We start from the raw sequence: 17,431 nt of genomic DNA on the forward strand, positions 1-17,431 counted from the left end.
ACACAGGCTGGCGGCCGGTGGCCCGATGACATTTCTGCTTGATGGCCCGGCGGGTCCGCTGGAGGCGCTGTACACGCGCGCCCCCAATCCGCGGGGATGGGCGGCTTTGGTTTGTCATCCGCATCCGGTTTTTGGCGGGACGATGCACAACCGTGTGGTGTATCGCACCGCCAAAGCTTTTTTGGCCGGCGGCGCCCATGTGCTGCGGTTCAACTTCCGGGGGGTGGGTGCCAGTCGTGGCGGCTATGACGGTGGCATCGGTGAGCAGGCCGATGCTGCGGCCGCACTGGCCTATCTGCAAGCACACCATCCGCAGGAAGTGATCGTCGTGGCCGGCTTTTCCTTTGGTTCGTGGGTTGGGTTTCAGGCGGCGCTCCGCTGTCCCCAGGTCAGGGGACTGCTGGGCGTGGGCGTGCCGGCCCTGCGGTTTGACTTTTCATTCCTGCACAGGGTGACACTCCCGAAGTGGATCATTCAGGGAGACGCCGACGAATTCGGCCCGGCAGCGGACGTTGAAGCCCTGCTTGCGCGCTGCCAGGAACCGAAAGGGCGGACCTTCATCCCACGCGCCAATCATTTCTTCGATGAACATCAGACAGAACTTGCCGACGCACTCACCGCCGCCGTAGCCTGGTTACAGCGGCAGTCCCTTCCGGCCTAGCCAAAGACACCCTGCGAGAATGCCCTGCGAGGTTCATGCCATGCCGATGCCAGATGCCCCAGAGGTTCTGACGCCAGCCGCCGACACCACCGGTTCCGTTACGGAGGACGCTGCTCCCGCCGCCGCCCCGGCGCAGGATGCAGCGGGCGCAACCAGGGAAGAGGAAAGCTTCAGGCAGCTCATCCGCGACTTTGTGTTGGGCAACAGCCAGAATCCCGATGACATGCCCGGACTACGGTTTTATGTCGTCTTTGCCGGGATGCTGGCCCTGGCGCTCGGCGGCGTGGCGGTGGTGGCGATCCTGCTGGGGCTGGTCCAGTGGGTGCGCTCATTTTTTCATTGAAACGACACAAACTTTCAGGCTTCTTGAGCCTGGCATAGGCTGACCGAGGGGCCGAGGCGTGCGCGTTGTTGTCTGTTCCCAACCCGGAAGGAACCTGAGAAAGACTTTGCCGGGAAAAACTTTGACACGAAAAACCTAGCGTTTCCCTTGGCGGGAGGGCGGCGCCGGCGCCGGAAGCTTGCCTTTTCTGACCGTCCAGACGTTGTTGACCAGACCGGCTGTGTATTCCACCTGGGTGGGGTTGCCGCTTTTGTCGAGCAGCGTCACCATGAATCTGGCTTCGGTATCGCTGTCGTTCTGGTAGGCCACCGGATATATCCCCCGCACCGGAAGTTCATAGTAGGCGGAAGTGTAGTTGCCGGACCTGGCATCCAGACGGACGACGTAGATGCGGTCGAAATCGGCCACCGGGTCGTTGCTGAAAATCTGCTTGTCGAGAATGAAGTAGTTTTTGAGCGCCGTGCCGCTTTTGTCGAGTGTCACCCCAAAGGGAATTGCGCCCACCATGCGCCTTCCGCTCCCGATGATACCGGCGATGGCGGGTGGTTCGATGAGTTCGACCGAGCCGCCGTAGAGCCAGCCAATCCGGTAGATGGACCCTTCCGGGAAGCGGACGAGATACCAGGAGTCATATTTGACATCCGTTTCGTCCGCGCCGGGCTTTTCTGTCTCGTCCGTGACGGCTGCCCGCCGCTCAACCCGTTGCCGCTTGAGAACGTCAAACTCCGTGCCGCTTTTGAGCACCGTAATCACGTCGGCATCCCGGCGGGGCTGGACGCGCAGGCGGGTTTCACGCTTGAGGCGACCGCCAATCTGTGGCTGGACGTTGGCATATTCCTGATCGAGTGCCAGGCAGGCGTCGAGAAGCTTGCGCGAGACCACATGGCGGGACTCAACCCAGCCGACTTTGGATTCCCCTTCCTTCTGTACCTTGAGCCATTCGACGCCATTGACCTCGGCCTGGTGATAAATCGCCAGCTTGTCGCCTTTCTGGAGTTGCCCGACTTTCGAGTTGACCAGCGCCGTTGAGTTGAACACCTCAGCCCGTTCGGAAATCACCACACCGTCATCGAGCTTGCTTCCACCGGTCGCTATTTTGAAGCAGGCCGGCTGCACGGCAAAAACCAGCAGGGACACCAGAGCCAGGAATGTGTAACCAGGATGCCGGGGCAGGGAGTGAAGAGGCATGTAAAGTTCAGTGAATGCCGAAGAACCAGGTGCAATCGTGCTTTCGGTTCAAATCCCAGGTGAAATGCCGGGAGCAAAACGCTATCCTAGCCGCTTTACTCACGCAACTCCCGGCCGGCCGCGTGCGTCTCCACCGCTGGACTGGGGTTTGAACGATGTTCAGCGCGGAAAACCTGTCGAAGGAGTCATTTGTGAACAAGCAGCTTGCGGTTGGAGTCATCTTTGGCGGCCGGTCGAGTGAGCATGAGGTGTCGCTGCGGTCGGCCGCCACCATCCTGTCGGCGCTCGACCCGGAGAAGTACCACGCCATACCGATTGGGATTACCCGGTCCGGGGTTTGGGTGGCTGGTCCGGCGGCAACCGAAATGCTGTCCCCGGGCGGTGCGTCGCCCGGCCAGGTGGGCGGCCAGGTGGGCGGTGTCGAATCGCCGCCACCGACCAGAATACTGGCTTCGCTGTCCAATGTGCTTGGGGAACTCGATGTGGTGATCCCTGTTCTGCATGGAACCTATGGCGAGGATGGCACGATTCAGGGTTTGTTGGAGATGCTGGGCATCCCGTATGTCGGGTGTGGGGTACTGGCCTCGGCTGCGGGCATGGACAAAATCGTGATGAAGCAGTTGTTCCGCCAGTCCGGGCTGCCCGTCGTCGAATTCCGCTGGTTTACAAGCCAGGACTGGGCTGTGCAGGGCGATGCCTTGCAGTCGGACATCCTTCGGCAGCTCGGTCTGCCGGTGTTCGTCAAACCGGCCAACCTTGGCTCTTCGGTGGGCATTACGCGCGTGGACGACCCGGCCGACTTTGCCACAGCCGTTGCCCTGGCGGTGCAGTATGACCGGCGCATCATCGTCGAAAAGGGCTATGACGTACGTGAAATTGAGGTCAGCGTGCTCGGCAACGAGCAGCCGGAAGCCAGTGTGCCGGGAGAGATTATCAGTGGCGCGGCATTTTATGATTATGCCGACAAATACTCGCCCGACAGTCAATCGCAGTTGGTCATCCCGGCGCCGCTCGCGCCGGAGCAGACCGAGCAGGTGCGTCACCTGGCCGTCCGCGCCTTCCAGGCCATTGACGGCGCCGGACTGGCGCGGGTGGATTTCTTCCTGCTCCGCCAGACGAACACGCTGGTGGTCAACGAAATCAACACGATGCCGGGCTTTACCCGCATCAGCATGTATCCCAAGCTGTGGGAAGCCAGCGGGTGGTCCCTCCCGGCCGTGCTGGATCGGTTGATTGATCTGGCCTTTGCCCGCCATGCCGAAAAGTCCCGGCTGGCGTGTGGACTACCACTGGAAACCAGCGCCGGCCAGCCCTGACCCGATAGTGCGGAGGAAACAGGGAGTAGGGAGTAGGAAGTAGGAAGTAGAAAATGGGAAGCAGGGAGTCAGTTATGAGGTGCTTCAGAGAGTTTTGGCGTCAGGTGCGTTTGGGCTGGGTGGTTGGTGTGCTGTGTGGCGTGGTTGTGCTGGGACAGCCCCTTCCGGCGCTCTATGCCCAGCAGGCGCCGCGCACCCCGAACCGTCCCGGCGCGACACCCCAGGAAAGGGACCCCGGAGAGGATGTCATTCGCATCACCAACGTGACCGTCCCGGTGATTGTGACCGACCAGGACGACCGCTTCATCAGCAAGCTGACTAGGGATGACTTTGAAATCTACGAAAACAAGAAAAAGCAGAAGATCGAGTCCTTCGAGGACAAAACTGACCTGCCCCTGTTCGTCGCCGTGCTGATGGACACCAGCGCCAGCATCAAGCCCAAGCTGAAGTTTCAGAAGGAAGCCACCATTTCCTTTCTTCAGACCATCATCCGGCGGCGCAAGGACCAGGCGCTCTTTGTGACCTTTGATTCAACGGTTCAGTTGCGGCAGGACTTCACCGACGACACCAACCTTCTGGCCAAAGCCATCATGGAGGTCAAAGCCAGCGGCGACACGGCGCTGTATGACGCGGTGTACCGGGTGTGTGAGGAAAAAATGTACAACGTGCCCACACCCCGGAAGATCATCATCGTCATTACGGACGGCGCCGATACCGCCAGCGAGCACACGCTGGAGGAAGCCATCGAAATTGCCCAGCGTTATGAAGTGCTCATCTTCGGCATCAGCACGCGCAACGCCGGCTTTTTCGGCACCGGCGCCGGCATGGTGGCCGGTGAGGATGACGAGGCGCTGCGTAAACTGTGCACGCGAACCGGTGGCGACGTAGCCTTCCCCCAGAAGGTCATTGACCTCGAACGCGCCTTCCAGCGCATTGATCAGGCGGCCCGGCGGTACTATCTGCTGTCATACGAACCACAGGACCCGGACACGCCCGGCTACCGGAAAATCGAAGTGCGGGTGGTGACGCGCAAGAACGTCAAGGTCAAGGCACGCGACGGCTACATGGTACGGCGGCGGGCAGGCAGCAGCGCCGGTTCATCGCTCTGAAACCGGACTGGAACCGTCTCCATCCGGCTGTGGCAGGCGTGGTCGGCAGCCCAGGGCTGCGGACACGCTTTTCATTTGATGACGCCACGCTGCGAGCTGGCAATGAAATCCAGCAGCCGGCGAATGCGCGGATGGTCGCCAAGTTTTTCCGTGATGGCGGCAACGGCCTGCGAGGTGTTGAGCTTTGAGTTGAGCAGCAGGCGGAAAGCCTGCTCGATGGCGCGCAGATCGGCATCTGGAAAACCCGCGCGCCGCAGTCCGATGCTGTTCGGTCCGTAGCACCGGGCATGGTTGCCGACGCTCCGGGCGTAGGGCAGGGCATCCTTGACGACGACGGAGTAGGCTCCGATGAAGGCGTAGGCTCCGACGCGGCAGAACTGGTGAACCCCGACATACGCGCCAAGGGTGGCATGGTCCTGAACTTCGACGTGTCCGGCCAGGGAGGCTCCGTTGGCCATGACGATGTGGTTGCCCACGATGCAGTCGTGCGCCACATGGCACTGCGCCATGAGCAGGTTGTCGTTGCCAATGCGCGTCACGCCGCCGCCAGCGTCGGTGCCCCGGTGCAGCGTGGCGAACTCACGGATGACATTGCGTTCACCGATGATGAGTTCCGTCCGCTCGCCGGCGTATTTCAGGTCCTGTGGGTCCTGACCGACTGAAACAAAAGGGAACAGGCGGGTGCCGCGTCCGATGCGGGTGGGGCCTTCAATGACACAGTGCGCGCCGACGCTGACTTCGTCTTCGAGGACGACATCCGCGCCGATGATGACATAAGGGCCGATGGAAACCTGTTCGCCGAGGCGGGTCTGGGGGTTGATGATGGCCGTGGGATGAATGGGCATAGCCTATGGAACCAACATGTATTCGTTCTGGGCCGGCGTCGCCGCGCCCAAAAACCGCTCGGCTTCGCGCAGAAAGGCTTCCGGGCGCTCAATGGGGGGCATGTGTCCGCAGCGGTCAATGACCACGAAATTGGCCGTTGGCAGTCCGCCTTTGAGCTTTTCGCCCGAATGCAGCGGTAGCAGGGCGTCCTGTCGGCCCCAGATGATGAGCGTTGGGGACGTAATCCGGTTCAGGCGCGGTTCGAGCGCATCGTCGCCGGTCAGCATCGCAGCCAGCGCCCGGTCAATTACCCAGGCCTGGCGACGCGCCTGCGCCTGGAAGTCCCGAACCACAGGCGCGGGGAGCTGCGGCGGCTGGAAAAACAGCACCTTGAGGAAGTTCGTGAAATCTTCGGGAGTGGTTCCCGGGTCGAGCAGGGCGCGGTCCGGGGGCGGCTCGAAGCGAATTCCGGCGCTGTCCACCAGAATGAGCCGCGCCACCCGTTCCGGGTTTTCGCTGGCTGTGTAGGCCGCAATCCAGCCGCCCATGGACAGCCCACACAGATGCGCCTGCCGGACACCCACCCGGTCGAGAAACTTCACCACCGTTGCGGACTGCTCACGAATGGCATAACTGGCGTTGGCGGGTTTGTCCGAGCGTCCGAATCCCGGCAGATCAATGGCATAGACGTGAAAGCGGCGTGACAGCGGCACGATGACCTGTCCCCAGTCGGCGTCCGAACTGCCGCCCAGACCGTGAATGAGCACGAGCGGCTCACCGGCACCGCCTTCCTTGTAGTGCAGGCGAACGCCGTCAATGACGACTTCCCGCGCCGCAATACCCGCCCACCACAATCGCCACTGGTCATACCAGTTGATGACCGTGAGCGGACGCTGATAGGCCAGCGTCCCGGCGCAGCCCAGGGCAACTGTCGCCAGAAGCAGGATGGCCAGAATACGCACGAACCAGCGCGATGACCGCCAGGGGAGGGAAGGCCGGGCGTGTGCAGAACGGGAAGACTGATGCGGCATAGGCCGATGCCGGAGGTTCAGCGTACTTTCTTCTGCTTGCGCCGCAGGAAGTCCATCATGACGTACTCACCCAACGTCATGACGGTCGTAAAGTACGCCTTGCCCTGCGCAATGCTCGTCACGCGCTTGATGAAATTCACCAGGTAGGGGTCATCGGCCAGCATGAAGGTGTTGATGGCAATGTTGCTGCGCCGGCACTGGGCGACCTCCCGGTAGGTTGCCTCCATAATCATCGGGTCAAGCCCCATGGAGTTTTTGTAAATCCGTCCGTCTTCCATGGTCAGCGCCGAGGGTTTGCCGTCGGTAATCATGATGATCTGCCGCATATCCACGCGCTGGGCCAGCAGCAGGCGGCGCGCGAGCCTGAGTCCCTCGGCCGTGTTCGTGTGGTAGGGCCCGACGGTAAGCTGCGACAGCCTGCCAAGCGGCACTTCCTCGGCTGAGTCATGGAAGAGCACCAGCTTGAGGGTGTCGCCGGGATACTGCGTGCGGATGAGATGCGTCAGCGCCAAAGCCACGCGCTTGGCCGGGGTGAAGCGGTCTTCGCCGTACAGGATCATGCTGTGACTGCAATCCAGCATGAGCACCGTGGCGCACGAGCTGGTGTACTCCGACTGGTGAATCATCAGGTCGCTGTATTCCACTTCAAGCGGAACCCCCAACCCATGGCGCTGAATGGCCGACAGCAGCGTGGCGTTGACATCCAGATTGAGCGTGTCGCCGAACTCGTACGGCTTGCTGGATTGAAACGCCTCGATGCCGGTGGAAAGGTGCTGCGTGTCGTGCCGCCCGGCGTAGCTTCGGCCAAGCGAGCCGAGCAGTTGGCTGAGCGCCTTGTAGCCGAGAAAGTCCATACCCTTCTCGGTCAGCGCAAACTTGATGCGCGCACCCTCGTCCTTTTCGATGCGTCCCTGTCCGGGGCGCGGCGTCGGCGTCCCGCGCTCATCCGGGGTGGCGCGCAGGTAGCCCTCTTTGAGCAACCGCTGGATGAGCGCATCCACCAGCTCATCGAGCTTGTTTTCATCCAGCGCGCCGGAGGCATCCTGAAGGGCCTTCATGTCCGTCTCGTCAAGCAGTTCCCCGGAGCGAATGAGCTGCCGGATGGCTTCCCGCAGGGCCTCCAGTGATTGGTCCGGGTCCTGAATGCGGCGCGACCAGCCGCCTTGGGAAAAGCCGCTCTGCAGGAAGAAGTCGGACAGCTTTTCGAGCAGCTTTTCAAGGTTGAACTGGTCCAGGTCGAGACCATCCCATTTTCCGTAGCGCGTAATCATGGCGGCGCATCCTCAAAAGTCTGGTAGGCTTGGCAGGTGACCACGCGGCGGTGGCCACAGGTTGCGGGAGGGCGGCAGACGTGTGCCGAAACGCTAACCGACGCACGCCAAAGACGCAACCACGCCTGCCTTGCTTGACCTGGTGAAACCGGCTTTCTACCATCGTTTCCGTGCGTGGTGTTACACAACTGACGAATGCGGTGCGCCCCGACGCAGGTCTCTCACCCCCCCCGGCTGCCTGCGCCCCGTCCCGCGGGAGAACCACACGATGTCGAATGAACTCCAGAACTACATTCCGCTGCTGATGGTGTTTGGACTGGCGTCTTTCGTGGCGACGATGATTCTGAACACCTCGCGGCTGCTGGGTCCCAAAATCAGAACCCGTGAAAAACTCATGCCCTACGAGTGTGGCAACGACCCGGTGGGCAGCGCGCGGGAACGCTTCTCGGTCAAGTTTTATCTGGTGTGCCTGCTGTTCATCCTGTTCGACATCGAAGCCATTGTGCTGATTCCCTGGGCGGTGGTGTACAAGGCGCTGGCTGATGAACTCGGCAACAAGCTGTTCGTCTATGGCGAAATGATGCTGTTTGTGGCGACGCTGTTCATCGGCTACATCTACGTGTGGAAGAAGGGTGTTTTCGACTGGAGCAAGTAGCCTTCAGTCGTCTGAAGGAGAAGGGCCATGGGACTCGAAACGACGATTGGCGCCGCCCTGCCGGAAATCCTGACGGCGCGCCTCGAAGACCTCATCAACTGGTCGCGCAAGTCATCGCTGTGGCCGGCCACGTTTGGCCTGGCCTGCTGCGCCATCGAGATGATGAATGCCACTTCGGCCCGTAACGACATGGCGCGGTTTGGTTCGGAGGTGTTCCGCGCCAGTCCGCGTCAGGCCGATGTCATGATTGTGGCCGGGCGGGTCTCCCGCAAAATGGCCCCGGTGCTGCGCCGCATCTACGACCAGATGCCGGACCCGAAGTGGGTCATTTCGATGGGGGCCTGCGCCACGGCCGGCGGGATTTTCAACAACTACGCCATCGTGCAGGGCGTGCATCAGGTCGTGCCGGTGGATGTCTATGTGCCGGGGTGTCCGCCGCGCCCGGAAACCCTCATGTACGCCATCATGAAGCTTCAGGAAAAGATCATGGCCGAGCGGTTGACCGACCGCCGCGACCGCAACCTGCTGCCGGAAGAACTCCCCAAAGGAGCTGCGGCATGAGCGAACCAAAGGCTGCGACCGTGGATGCAACGGGCGACGACCTGGCGCTGATCAAGGGTGCAACGGATACGCTGGCCCAGTTGCGTCAGCGTTTTCAGACAGCCATCGAGCAGGTCATCGTCCAGCACGGCGAAGTGACGGTGTATGTCTCCCGCGCCGCCATCGTGGAGGTGGCGCGTTACCTGCGTGACGAGCCAAAGCTGTTGTTCAACCTGCTTTCCGACCTGTGTGGTGTGGACCGGGGGCTTGAAGCCGACCCGCGCTTTGAGGTGGTCTATCACCTGTTTTCCATCCCACACGGCTATCGCCTGCGCCTGAAAGTGCGTGTCCCGGAACAAGACTGTGAAGTGCCCACGCTGGTCGGCATCTATCCGACGGCCGAGTGGCACGAACGGGAAACCTTTGACCTGATGGGCATCCGCTTCACCAACCATCCTGATCTGCGCAAGATTCTGACCCCCGACGATCTGGAAGGCCACCCACTACGAAAGGACTTTCCGCTCCAGGGTTACTGATCCGGTGTGCTGCCGCATTGCCGGGCCCGGCCGGAGCCAGCCTGTGCCATGTCATCCCTTCGCCATTCCAACGTCATTGAACTCGACTACGCCCCGCAGCAGAAGATTCGGGAACTGCTGCGCGAGCAGTCGGCGCTCGACAACGCCATTACGGTGAGCATGGGGCCGCAGCACCCTTCAACCCACGGTGTGCTGCGGCTGGAACTCATCCTGGACGGCGAAACCGTCATCAGCGCCAAACCGGACATCGGCTATCTCCACACCGGCATGGAGAAGCAGATGGAAACGAAGAAGTACCAGCAGAACATCGTCATCACCGACCGGATGGATTACCTCAATCCGATGGGCAACAACCTGGGCTACGTGATGACGGTCGAAAAGCTGCTGGGGCTGACCCACGACATTCCGCCGCGCGCACAAACGCTGCGGGTACTGCTGACCGAACTGCAACGGATCGCTTCCCACTTGGTCTGGCTTGGGACGCACGCGCTCGACCTGGGCGCGATGTCGCTGTTTTTCTACTGCTTCCGCGAGCGCGAAAAGGTTCTCAACATCTACGAAGCCGTCTGCGGCGGGCGCATGACGGTCAGTTACTTCCGCGTCGGCGGCCTGCCCTACGACGTGCCGCCGAATTTCAACCGCCTGGTCCGGGACTTTCTGGATGAGTTCCCGGCGGCGCTGGCGGAGTACCACAAGCTGCTGACGAACAATCCGATTTTCCAGAAGCGAACCCGTGGCGTCGGCGTGCTGTCCGGGGAAGATGCGATTGCGCTGGGGGTGACGGGGCCGACGCTGCGCGGCTCCGGCGTGGCGCATGACGTGCGCCGGGCAGAACCCTACTGTGGCTATGAAACCTACGACTTTGACATTCCGGTGGAGCGGGAGGGCGACGTGTATGCCCGCTACCTCGTGCGCATGCGCGAAATGGAGGAAAGCTGGAAGATTTGTCGCCAGGCCCTCGACCGCCTCAAGCCAGGACCCATCAAGGCGGATTCCCCGAAGATTGTTCTGCCCGACCGCGAGGAAATGAAGCACCAGATGGATGCCCTCATCCATCACTTCCTGCTGGCCGCTTATGGATTCAGTGTGCCCCCCGGCGAAGCCTACCACGCCATCGAAGGCTCCAAGGGCGAGCTGGGCTTCTACATCATCAGCGACGGGACGGAACGCCCCTTCCGCTGCCACGTGCGCGGCCCCTCGTTTGTGAACCTGCAGGCCATTCCAAAGCTTTGCCAGGGTGCGTTACTGGCCGATGTTGTGGCCATCATCGGCAGTCTGGACATCGTGCTGGGCGAAATTGACCGGTAAAACGAGCATGCCAACCTTTGCTGACGTACTGACACCCGAATTTGACCGCCAAGCGGACGCCATCATTGCCCGCTACCCGCAGAAACGCTCGGCCATCCTGCCCCTGCTGCACTTGGTGCAGAATGCCTGCAACTACGTCCCGGAAGACGGCATGCGCTTCATTGCCAAAAAGCTTGGGCTGAACATGAACGACGTGTATGAAACGCTGACGTTCTATTCCATGCTGTTCACCGAGCCGATTGGCACGTACCACATCCAGCTCTGCCGGACGATCAGTTGCTACCTGTGCGGCGCGCCGCAGATTCGGGAACACCTTGAGAAGCGGTTGGGCATCCGGCCGGGACAGAAAACCCCGGACGGGCGCTTCCGGTTGAGTGAAGTCGAATGTATCGGCGCGTGTTCGGCCGCGCCGGCCATGCAGATCAACTTCGACTTTCACGAGCATCTCACCCCTGAAAAGGTGGATGCCATTCTCGATGCCCTGCCATGACGGCTTCCACAACAACGGTCACACTTTCCATTGCCGGACTTGACCCGGCGGGCGGTGCCGGTCTGCTGGCCGATCTGAAAACGATGGCGGCCCATGGCGTGCACGGGGTGGGCGTCCTGACCGCCACAACGGCCCAGAACACCGTCGGCGTCAAAAGCTTTCATCCGCTGCCGCCGGAGGTCGTTCTGGCGCAACTGGATGCCCTGCATGAAGACCTGACCATAGCCGCCGCCAAAACCGGCATGCTGGCCACGGGTGACATCATTGATGCCCTGGCCGACTGGCTGGCCACAAACTGGCGTGCGCCGCTGGTCGTGGACCCGGTACTGGTGGCGAGCAGCGGGCATCTTCTGCTTGAACCCGACGCCATTGCCCGGCTGAAAGCCAAACTGCTGCCGCTGGCCACCGTGGTGACGCCCAACCTGCCGGAAGCGACGGAACTGGTCGGCTTTCCGGTCGAGACGGTCGAAGCCATGGGCGAAGCCGCGCGCGCCCTCCACGCGCTTGGCCCCCGGTGGGTTCTGGTCAAGGGCGGACATCTGCCCGGAGACGCCACGGACGTGCTGTTTGATGGCCGGGAATTCCACACCTTCTCCGGCAGCCGGATTGCAATGGAAACCCACGGTACAGGGTGCACCCTGTCGGCCGCGCTGGCGGCCATGCTGGGCCGGGGGCTGTCCGTGGTCGAAGCCGTGACGCGGGCCAAAGCCTATGTCCGCGAGACCATGACGCGCGCCATGCGCGTTGGCCGGGGAAAGCCGCTGCTGGGCCACCTGCCCCTGAACCATGCCTGACCAAGCCTTTGTCTTTCGACGTTCTGGAGACGTGGCCGTTCTGGTCTGCCTGCCGCTCGAAGCCGCCGGTTTCCGGCATGGCTTCAGCACCCGGCCGGGCGGCGTGAGTCCGCTGCCGGCACAGGCGCTCAACCTGGGCTACTTTGCCGGTGACAGCCCGGAAAACGTCACGGAAAACCGACGCCGGTTTCTGGCGGTGCTCGGTGAAACCAAAGACCGTCTGCACACGCTCCGGCAGGTACACGGTGACACGGTGCAGCTTCTGGACACGGTTTCCGAAGCTACGGCGGAACCGATGGAAGGGGATGCCTGGATCGGACAGGAGCCGGGCCGGTGGGCGGCGGTGTACACGGCCGACTGCCAGGCCGTACTGCTGGGTTGTCCCCGGACAGGGGCCTTTGCCGCCGTCCATGCCGGGTGGCGTGGGACGTTGGCGCGGATTGTCGCAAAGACCGTTGTCCGGCTCAGGGAGACCTACGGCGTACGCCCGGAAGACCTGCACGTTGCACTGGGGCCGGCGGCAAGTGTTGCCCACTATGAAGTGGGCGAAGAAGTTGTCGAAGCCTTCCAGCAGGCCTTTCCTTCGGAAGCGGCGGCATGGTTTCAGCGGCCGTCGCCCGGCGGAAAGCTGCATCTGGACATCCCGCAGGCCAACCGCTGGCAGTTGATGGAAGCCGGTGTCCGTCCTGACCGCATTCATGCTTCCGGCTGGTGCACGATGACGCGCCCGGATTTGTTTTTTTCCTACCGCCGCGAACGCCAGCGGGGGCCGGTGGGACGCCTCATTGCCACGATTGGGCGCGCCGGTTCGCCCGGATAGTCGCTGTGATTTCCGGCAAAAGACGCCATGACGCACGCCCGGCGGCAACTGCTCTACTTTCTCGAGGAAAGTCACGGCGGGGTGGCCGACTATGCCCACGAACAATGCCAGGCGCTGACCGCGCTGGGCGTCGAGGTGACGCTGCTGACGACGCCATGCTACCCGGTACGCTCCGGGGCGCAGTACATCCGCTGCCCGCGCCTGCTGGAGCCGCGCCCGGAACGTCCGATTGCCAACCGCTGGTGGCGCGGCGGGCGCTACGTCTGGATCAAGCTGGAAAACTATCGCCGTCTCGTGCAGACCATCCGCACCAGCGGCATCCGGCGCGTCATTATCGGGTCGTTTGGGGAATATCTGGCTCCCCTGTGGTCGCCTTCGCTGCGGCGGTTGCAGCGGGAAGGGGTTGTTTTCGGGGCTGTTGTTCACGATCCGGTGCGCGATTATGTCATCGGGCCGCGCTGGTGGCACCGGTGGTCGGTCGGGGATGCCTACGCCCATCTGCGGGAGGCGTTCGTCCACGAAGACATTACCCTTGACACCATGCGGCCAAACCCCGGCCTGCGGGTGACGGTCGTGCCGCATGGTATCTATCCGTATCCGCCGCCGACGGCCTCCCGTGAAGCTGTGCGCCGGGAGCTGGCACTGCCGGACGACGCGCCGGTGCTGCTGGCCTTTGGCAACATACGCGATGCCAAAAACCTGCACCTGGTCATCGAAAGTTTGCAGCATTGCCGCCGGGCGTACCTTGTTGTGGCCGGGCGGGTGCAGTCGGCGGGGCAGCGTCCCGTGGCGTTTTACCGCGAACTGGCCGCGCGGCTGGGCGTTGCCAACCGCTGCCGGTGGATGGAGCGGTACGTACCGGATGAAGAAGCTGCCAATCTCTTTGCGGCCGCGGATGTCGTCGTGCTGACCTACAGCCGGGCTTTTCGTTCTGCCAGCGGCGTGCTGGCGCTGGCGGCCAACTATCATGTGCCATGTCTGGCATCGGGCGGCGCGGGGCCACTCAGGACGCTGGTTCAGAAGTATGCGTTGGGGCGGTGGGTCGAACCGGATGATCTTCAGGCGCTTGTGACGGGTCTGGAAGACCTGTTACAACGCCCTCCACAACCGCACTGGTTGCGTTTTCGTGAGGAAAATTCCTGGCAGGTCAACGCGCAGCGCATCATTGGGCGCATGTTTGGCGACGGGGGAGATGGTTAGAGGAGGGCTTTCGCATGCGTTGGTGGCGCACAGCCCGCACGCTGTATTCGCTGTGGTCCTATGCCTGGTCCGGTGTGACCTGGCGGGACAAATGGTTGGCTTTTCTGCTGGCCGGGCTGGTTTCGATGGGCGAGCACCGGGTGCGGGCGCGAAGCTGGTTTTTCAACCGAATCAATGCCTGCGCCCGTGAGGGACAGGTTCACCTGCGGCTGCGGATTGGCCGGCGCATCTGTACCGTCGCCATGCGCCAGGGCGACCGTGAGGATTTCCTGATCGGTGGGGAACTGGTCAAAAGGGCCTATGCGCCGCCGCCCTTCACGCCGCGCCAGATCGTGGATGGCGGAGCCAACATCGGCCTGTTTGCCATCTATGCCAGCGCCCTTTTTCCTGAAGCCAAACTGGTCTGCTACGAGCCGGATGAAAAGAATCTGGCGCAGTTGCGGTACAACCTGGCAATCAACCAGATCGCGGCAGAGGTGCAGCCCGTGGGCCTGTGGTCACGCGAAACCACGCTGTACTACCATCCGGTTGTTTCCTGTGGGGGATACATTGACGAGACACCGCCGGGGATTCCGATTCCATGTGTCGTCCCCCAGATCGGGCCGGATTGCTGGTTGAAGCTCGACATCGAAAGCAGTGAATACGAGGTGCTGCCGCGCCTGCTGGCCGATGGGGCGTATCCGCGCTGGATTTCGATGGAACTCCACGCTTTTGCAGAGCGCGGGCCGGAATTGCTCCGGCTTCTGGAAGCCCATGGCTACCACGTGCGCGGGGATGTGTCGCCGGAGCTGTGGTTGACCACGATTGAAGCGTGGCGGGAGCCGTCCGACGGGCCGTGATGGGCCGTGAACTCAGCCGGTCGTCAGGCTGTCCCGATCCACGAGAACAGAGGTGATGATGGCCTCGGAAACGGCCTGCCCCTCGACAGTGATTTCGCCGCGCAAACGGGCAACCCGGCCCTTGAAGCGGAGCAGCGTCATGGTGATGTGCAGGGTGTCGCCGGGGACGACCGGGCGGCGGAACTTCACTTCGTCAATCCCGGCAAAGAGCAGCAGCTTTTTTTCCGGTTCGGCAATCTGGTTCAGCAGCAGCAGTCCGCCGGTCTGCGCCATGGCTTCGATTTGCAGCACGCCGGGCATGACGGGCATGCCGGGGAAGTGTCCCTGAAAAAACGGCTCGTTGATGGTGACGTTTTTGAGACCGACGATGCGCTGTCCGGGCGTCAGATCGATGATGCGGTCCACCAGTAGAAACGGGTAGCGGTGGGGGAGAAAAGCCTGAATTTGCGTCGTGCTCAGCAGGGTTTCCATAGTCAGTCTTCGCTTTCCGCTGGTTGGGGCGTCAGCGCCGGCAGCAGGGCCGTCAGGCGCGTTTCGACGGCCGTCAGCCGGGCCTCGATGTCCGGCAGGCGGTAGGGCAGGCGGGCGGCGTAAATCCGCTCGCGCTTCCACTCGCGGAGGGTCGTAATGGGCATGCCGGCGTAGGTTTCTCCGGGTGGAACGGACTTGGTGATGCCGGTTTTACCGGCAATTGTTGCGCCCTCTCCGATTTCGACCTGCGGATTGGCGCCAACCTGCCCGGCCATGGTCACGCGCCGTCCGACTTTGACGCCGCCGGAAAGACCGACCAGGGCCGCCAACAAACTGTCCTCTCCAATCGTGCAGTTGTGCGCGATATGCACCAGGTTGTCAATCTTGACGCCGCGCCCGATGCGCGTCTCACCCAGCGTGGCGCGGTCAATGGTTGAGTTCGCCCCGATTTCAACATCGTCTTCAATGACAACCGTGCCAACCTGGGGAATCTTGACGTGCGTGCCGTCGGCGTCGCGCGCGTAACCGTAGCCGTCAGCGCCGATGACAACCCCGGCGTGGAGGATGCAGCGGGCGCCAATCCGTACGCCGTCATAAATGGTCACATTGGGATAGATGGTCGTGTCGTCGCCGATGGTCACGTGGCGTCCGATGACGACACCGGGATGAATCGTGACCCGCGCCCCAAGCCGGGAGCCTTCTCCGATGACAACCCGCGGCCCAATCGTCGGGCTGTCGCCGATGACAACATCCGCCGCCAGGGTGGCGCCGGGGGCAACGCCCATGGCTTGGCGGGGAGGAATGTGCAGCAGGGCAATGGCCCGCGCAAAGGCAACTTTGGGATAAGCCGCTGGCAGAAGGTTATAGCGTGCGCCATCGGCTTCCGTCACGGTCTCGGCCGCGACAATGAACGCCGCGGCCCGGGAGGTTGCCAGTCGGTCGCGGCGGGAACCCAGCGCCAGCGCCAGATGGGTGGGTGGGGCGGTCTCAAACTCGCCAACCCCCAGAATCGGAACCTGTGGATTACCGAGACAGGAAAGCCCAAGAGCTGCGGCCAGTTCACCAAGCGTCATGGCCACAGGCTACCCCACTCACGGTTTCGCGCTGGTGGCGGGCGCGGCTACCGGGTTGGCGCGGTTGTATTCCCGGATGAAGTCTTCGGTGATGTCGGCTGCATTGTCCACGTACGGGATCATGCCCAGGTTGTTGTTGGCCGCCAGCGCGCCGACGTCAATGATCATGATGATGCCCCGCGCTGCCGCGTAACTTTCCATGAACTTGAAGACTTTTTCGCGGAGCGGGTTGAGGACGGTTTGCTGTTCGCGCTCGATGTCGGCGCGCAGGTCTTCGTCCTTGCGCTTGTATTCCTTTTCAAGGGCCAGTCCCTGTTCCTGGGCCTGGCGACGGACTTCGACCGAAAGTTTTTCGTCCTGTACCTTCTGTCCCAGTTCCTGAAGGCGCTTGGCCATGTTTTCGAGTTCCGTTGTGCGGGGTTTGAACTTTTCTTCCAGCTTTTGGGCTTGCCGCCGAAACTCGTCAATTTTGTCACCGAACACCAGGGTGTTGACGATGACGACACGGCCCGTCGGAATGGAGGTCGCCTTGGCGGGAGCCGCCGGTTGGGAACTCCCTGTCGGGAGTGCCTGCGCCGCCGCGGTTGTAAAGCCGGCCGCAACCGTGGCAAGCACCCAGAGCGGAAGAGAAAACTTCATGATGGTATAACGTCCTTATCGAAGTGGCTGTTGGTTGGCATGTCACGGGCAAGGCTGTGCGCCGTGCTGTGCATTGACCGATGCATCTTCCACCGATGCACCTTCCACAAAGGAAGTCTGCCATTATACAAACGCCCGGTCAGAACGCAATTGTCCGCTTGTAACGTCCAGTCGGGTCAGTCTCTTTCATTGACACCGGCAACCGGTGGGATACGATGGCGCGGATGTTCTCCCCGCGAACGCTGTGCGCCCCGGTTTCCCTCTGGAAAACCCAGTCCGGCATAAGATTGGTTGGATGGTACGTTTCGTGCAGGGACAGGAA

Annotated in this window: 20 protein-coding genes; 13 read left to right on the plus strand and 7 right to left on the minus strand. The window is 62.1% G+C overall.

Annotation, left to right across the window (positions count from 1 at the left end; translation table 11 throughout):
• Positions 1-25 precede the first annotated feature (25 nt).
• Together J8C05_RS05365 and J8C05_RS05370 are read left to right on the plus strand one after the other, a co-directional pair.
• On the plus strand, positions 26-661 hold the full coding sequence (locus J8C05_RS05365; protein WP_211423130.1) for an alpha/beta hydrolase: 636 nt from the start codon (positions 26-28) through the stop codon (positions 659-661).
• A 40-nt stretch (positions 662-701) separates the two neighbouring features.
• Entirely contained in the window at positions 702-1,004 is a 303-nt protein-coding gene (locus J8C05_RS05370) for a hypothetical protein (protein WP_058867360.1), read from the plus strand.
• Between the two features lie 135 nt (positions 1,005-1,139).
• Here J8C05_RS05370 and J8C05_RS05375 read toward each other — a convergent pair whose 3' ends face one another.
• Complete coding sequence (locus tag J8C05_RS05375) at positions 1,140-2,192, minus strand: SH3 domain-containing protein (RefSeq protein WP_211423131.1); 1,053 nt, start codon at positions 2,190-2,192, stop codon at positions 1,140-1,142.
• 191 nt (positions 2,193-2,383) lie between these two features.
• Here J8C05_RS05375 and J8C05_RS05380 point away from each other — a divergent pair, with 191 nt between their 5' ends.
• The gene (locus J8C05_RS05380) at positions 2,384-3,508 is read left to right on the plus strand and encodes a D-alanine--D-alanine ligase family protein (RefSeq protein ID WP_459543840.1); all 1,125 of its coding nucleotides are present in this window, start codon (positions 2,384-2,386) and stop codon (positions 3,506-3,508) included.
• Positions 3,509-3,582: 74 nt separating this feature from the next.
• Entirely contained in the window at positions 3,583-4,617 is a 1,035-nt protein-coding gene (locus tag J8C05_RS05385; RefSeq protein ID WP_211423133.1) for a VWA domain-containing protein, read from the plus strand.
• A 71-nt stretch (positions 4,618-4,688) separates the two neighbouring features.
• Here the strand turns inward: J8C05_RS05385 and lpxA are convergent, their stop codons facing one another.
• From lpxA to J8C05_RS05400, 3 genes are all read right to left on the minus strand, one after another.
• Positions 4,689-5,462, minus strand: coding sequence for an acyl-ACP--UDP-N-acetylglucosamine O-acyltransferase (lpxA, locus tag J8C05_RS05390; protein ID WP_211423134.1), 774 nt, complete (start codon positions 5,460-5,462; stop codon positions 4,689-4,691).
• A gap of 3 nt (positions 5,463-5,465) precedes the next feature.
• Positions 5,466-6,404, minus strand: coding sequence for an alpha/beta fold hydrolase (locus tag J8C05_RS05395; RefSeq protein WP_211423135.1), 939 nt, complete (start codon positions 6,402-6,404; stop codon positions 5,466-5,468).
• A gap of 86 nt (positions 6,405-6,490) precedes the next feature.
• Positions 6,491-7,744 carry a vWA domain-containing protein gene (locus tag J8C05_RS05400; RefSeq protein ID WP_211423136.1) on the minus strand — a complete coding sequence of 418 codons (1,254 nt, stop codon included), beginning with the start codon at positions 7,742-7,744 and terminating at the stop codon, positions 6,491-6,493.
• Positions 7,745-8,012: 268 nt separating this feature from the next.
• Between J8C05_RS05400 and J8C05_RS05405 the strand changes: the two genes are divergently transcribed.
• From J8C05_RS05405 to J8C05_RS05445, 9 genes are read left to right on the plus strand one after another with little or no spacing between them, the layout of a single operon-like run.
• Positions 8,013-8,399, plus strand: coding sequence for an NADH-quinone oxidoreductase subunit A (locus J8C05_RS05405; protein WP_014099610.1), 387 nt, complete (start codon positions 8,013-8,015; stop codon positions 8,397-8,399).
• 27 nt (positions 8,400-8,426) lie between these two features.
• Entirely contained in the window at positions 8,427-8,960 is a 534-nt protein-coding gene (locus J8C05_RS05410; RefSeq protein WP_211423137.1) for an NADH-quinone oxidoreductase subunit B, read from the plus strand.
• Positions 8,957-9,475 carry an NADH-quinone oxidoreductase subunit C gene (locus tag J8C05_RS05415; protein WP_211423138.1) on the plus strand — a complete coding sequence of 173 codons (519 nt, stop codon included), beginning with the start codon at positions 8,957-8,959 and terminating at the stop codon, positions 9,473-9,475. Before J8C05_RS05410 ends, J8C05_RS05415 begins: the two co-directional genes overlap by 4 nt.
• 48 nt (positions 9,476-9,523) lie before the next feature.
• Complete coding sequence (gene nuoD, locus J8C05_RS05420; RefSeq protein WP_211423139.1) at positions 9,524-10,783, plus strand: NADH dehydrogenase (quinone) subunit D; 1,260 nt, start codon at positions 9,524-9,526, stop codon at positions 10,781-10,783.
• Positions 10,784-10,790: 7 nt separating this feature from the next.
• Entirely contained in the window at positions 10,791-11,273 is a 483-nt protein-coding gene (gene nuoE, locus J8C05_RS05425) for an NADH-quinone oxidoreductase subunit NuoE (RefSeq protein ID WP_014099614.1), read from the plus strand.
• On the plus strand, positions 11,270-12,067 hold the full coding sequence (gene thiD / locus J8C05_RS05430) for a bifunctional hydroxymethylpyrimidine kinase/phosphomethylpyrimidine kinase (RefSeq protein WP_211423140.1): 798 nt from the start codon (positions 11,270-11,272) through the stop codon (positions 12,065-12,067). Before nuoE ends, thiD begins: the two co-directional genes overlap by 4 nt.
• Positions 12,060-12,887 carry a peptidoglycan editing factor PgeF gene (gene pgeF, locus J8C05_RS05435; RefSeq protein ID WP_014099616.1) on the plus strand — a complete coding sequence of 276 codons (828 nt, stop codon included), beginning with the start codon at positions 12,060-12,062 and terminating at the stop codon, positions 12,885-12,887. The genes thiD and pgeF overlap by 8 nt, the downstream gene beginning before the upstream one ends.
• A gap of 27 nt (positions 12,888-12,914) precedes the next feature.
• Positions 12,915-14,087, plus strand: coding sequence for a glycosyltransferase (locus tag J8C05_RS05440; RefSeq protein ID WP_014099617.1), 1,173 nt, complete (start codon positions 12,915-12,917; stop codon positions 14,085-14,087).
• Between the two features lie 14 nt (positions 14,088-14,101).
• A complete protein-coding gene (locus J8C05_RS05445) occupies positions 14,102-14,926 on the plus strand; it encodes an FkbM family methyltransferase (RefSeq protein ID WP_211423141.1) in 825 nt (274 codons plus the stop codon).
• A 12-nt stretch (positions 14,927-14,938) separates the two neighbouring features.
• Here J8C05_RS05445 and fabZ read toward each other — a convergent pair whose 3' ends face one another.
• The 3 genes from fabZ to J8C05_RS05460 are packed head-to-tail and all read right to left on the minus strand — an operon-like array spanning position 14,939 to position 17,109.
• Positions 14,939-15,397, minus strand: a complete 459-nt coding sequence (gene fabZ, locus J8C05_RS05450) for a 3-hydroxyacyl-ACP dehydratase FabZ (protein ID WP_014099619.1) — start codon at positions 15,395-15,397, stop codon at positions 14,939-14,941.
• A gap of 2 nt (positions 15,398-15,399) precedes the next feature.
• On the minus strand, positions 15,400-16,470 hold the full coding sequence (gene lpxD / locus J8C05_RS05455; RefSeq protein ID WP_211423142.1) for a UDP-3-O-(3-hydroxymyristoyl)glucosamine N-acyltransferase: 1,071 nt from the start codon (positions 16,468-16,470) through the stop codon (positions 15,400-15,402).
• A gap of 18 nt (positions 16,471-16,488) precedes the next feature.
• A complete protein-coding gene (locus tag J8C05_RS05460; RefSeq protein WP_211423143.1) occupies positions 16,489-17,109 on the minus strand; it encodes an OmpH/Skp family outer membrane protein in 621 nt (206 codons plus the stop codon).
• Between the last annotated feature and the right edge of the window lie 322 nt (positions 17,110-17,431).

Source organism: Chloracidobacterium sp. N (genome assembly GCF_018304765.1).
Classification (GTDB): domain Bacteria; phylum Acidobacteriota; class Blastocatellia; order Chloracidobacteriales; family Chloracidobacteriaceae; genus Chloracidobacterium; species Chloracidobacterium aggregatum.

Coding starts and splice junctions, on each gene's coding strand:
- lpxD (WP_211423142.1), bottom strand. CDS start 16,470: ATGACGCTTGGTGAACTGGCCGCAGCTCTTGGGCTTTCCTGTCTCGGT.
- pgeF (WP_014099616.1), top strand. CDS start 12,060: ATGCCTGACCAAGCCTTTGTCTTTCGACGTTCTGGAGACGTGGCCGTT.
- nuoE (WP_014099614.1), top strand. CDS start 10,791: ATGCCAACCTTTGCTGACGTACTGACACCCGAATTTGACCGCCAAGCG.
- J8C05_RS05460 (WP_211423143.1), bottom strand. CDS start 17,109: ATGAAGTTTTCTCTTCCGCTCTGGGTGCTTGCCACGGTTGCGGCCGGC.
- J8C05_RS05440 (WP_014099617.1), top strand. CDS start 12,915: ATGACGCACGCCCGGCGGCAACTGCTCTACTTTCTCGAGGAAAGTCAC.
- J8C05_RS05375 (WP_211423131.1), bottom strand. CDS start 2,192: ATGCCTCTTCACTCCCTGCCCCGGCATCCTGGTTACACATTCCTGGCT.
- J8C05_RS05415 (WP_211423138.1), top strand. CDS start 8,957: ATGAGCGAACCAAAGGCTGCGACCGTGGATGCAACGGGCGACGACCTG.
- thiD (WP_211423140.1), top strand. CDS start 11,270: ATGACGGCTTCCACAACAACGGTCACACTTTCCATTGCCGGACTTGAC.
- J8C05_RS05365 (WP_211423130.1), top strand. CDS start 26: ATGACATTTCTGCTTGATGGCCCGGCGGGTCCGCTGGAGGCGCTGTAC.
- J8C05_RS05385 (WP_211423133.1), top strand. CDS start 3,583: ATGAGGTGCTTCAGAGAGTTTTGGCGTCAGGTGCGTTTGGGCTGGGTG.
- J8C05_RS05405 (WP_014099610.1), top strand. CDS start 8,013: ATGTCGAATGAACTCCAGAACTACATTCCGCTGCTGATGGTGTTTGGA.
- J8C05_RS05410 (WP_211423137.1), top strand. CDS start 8,427: ATGGGACTCGAAACGACGATTGGCGCCGCCCTGCCGGAAATCCTGACG.
- lpxA (WP_211423134.1), bottom strand. CDS start 5,462: ATGCCCATTCATCCCACGGCCATCATCAACCCCCAGACCCGCCTCGGC.
- J8C05_RS05400 (WP_211423136.1), bottom strand. CDS start 7,744: ATGATTACGCGCTACGGAAAATGGGATGGTCTCGACCTGGACCAGTTC.
- nuoD (WP_211423139.1), top strand. CDS start 9,524: ATGTCATCCCTTCGCCATTCCAACGTCATTGAACTCGACTACGCCCCG.
- fabZ (WP_014099619.1), bottom strand. CDS start 15,397: ATGGAAACCCTGCTGAGCACGACGCAAATTCAGGCTTTTCTCCCCCAC.
- J8C05_RS05370 (WP_058867360.1), top strand. CDS start 702: ATGCCGATGCCAGATGCCCCAGAGGTTCTGACGCCAGCCGCCGACACC.
- J8C05_RS05445 (WP_211423141.1), top strand. CDS start 14,102: ATGCGTTGGTGGCGCACAGCCCGCACGCTGTATTCGCTGTGGTCCTAT.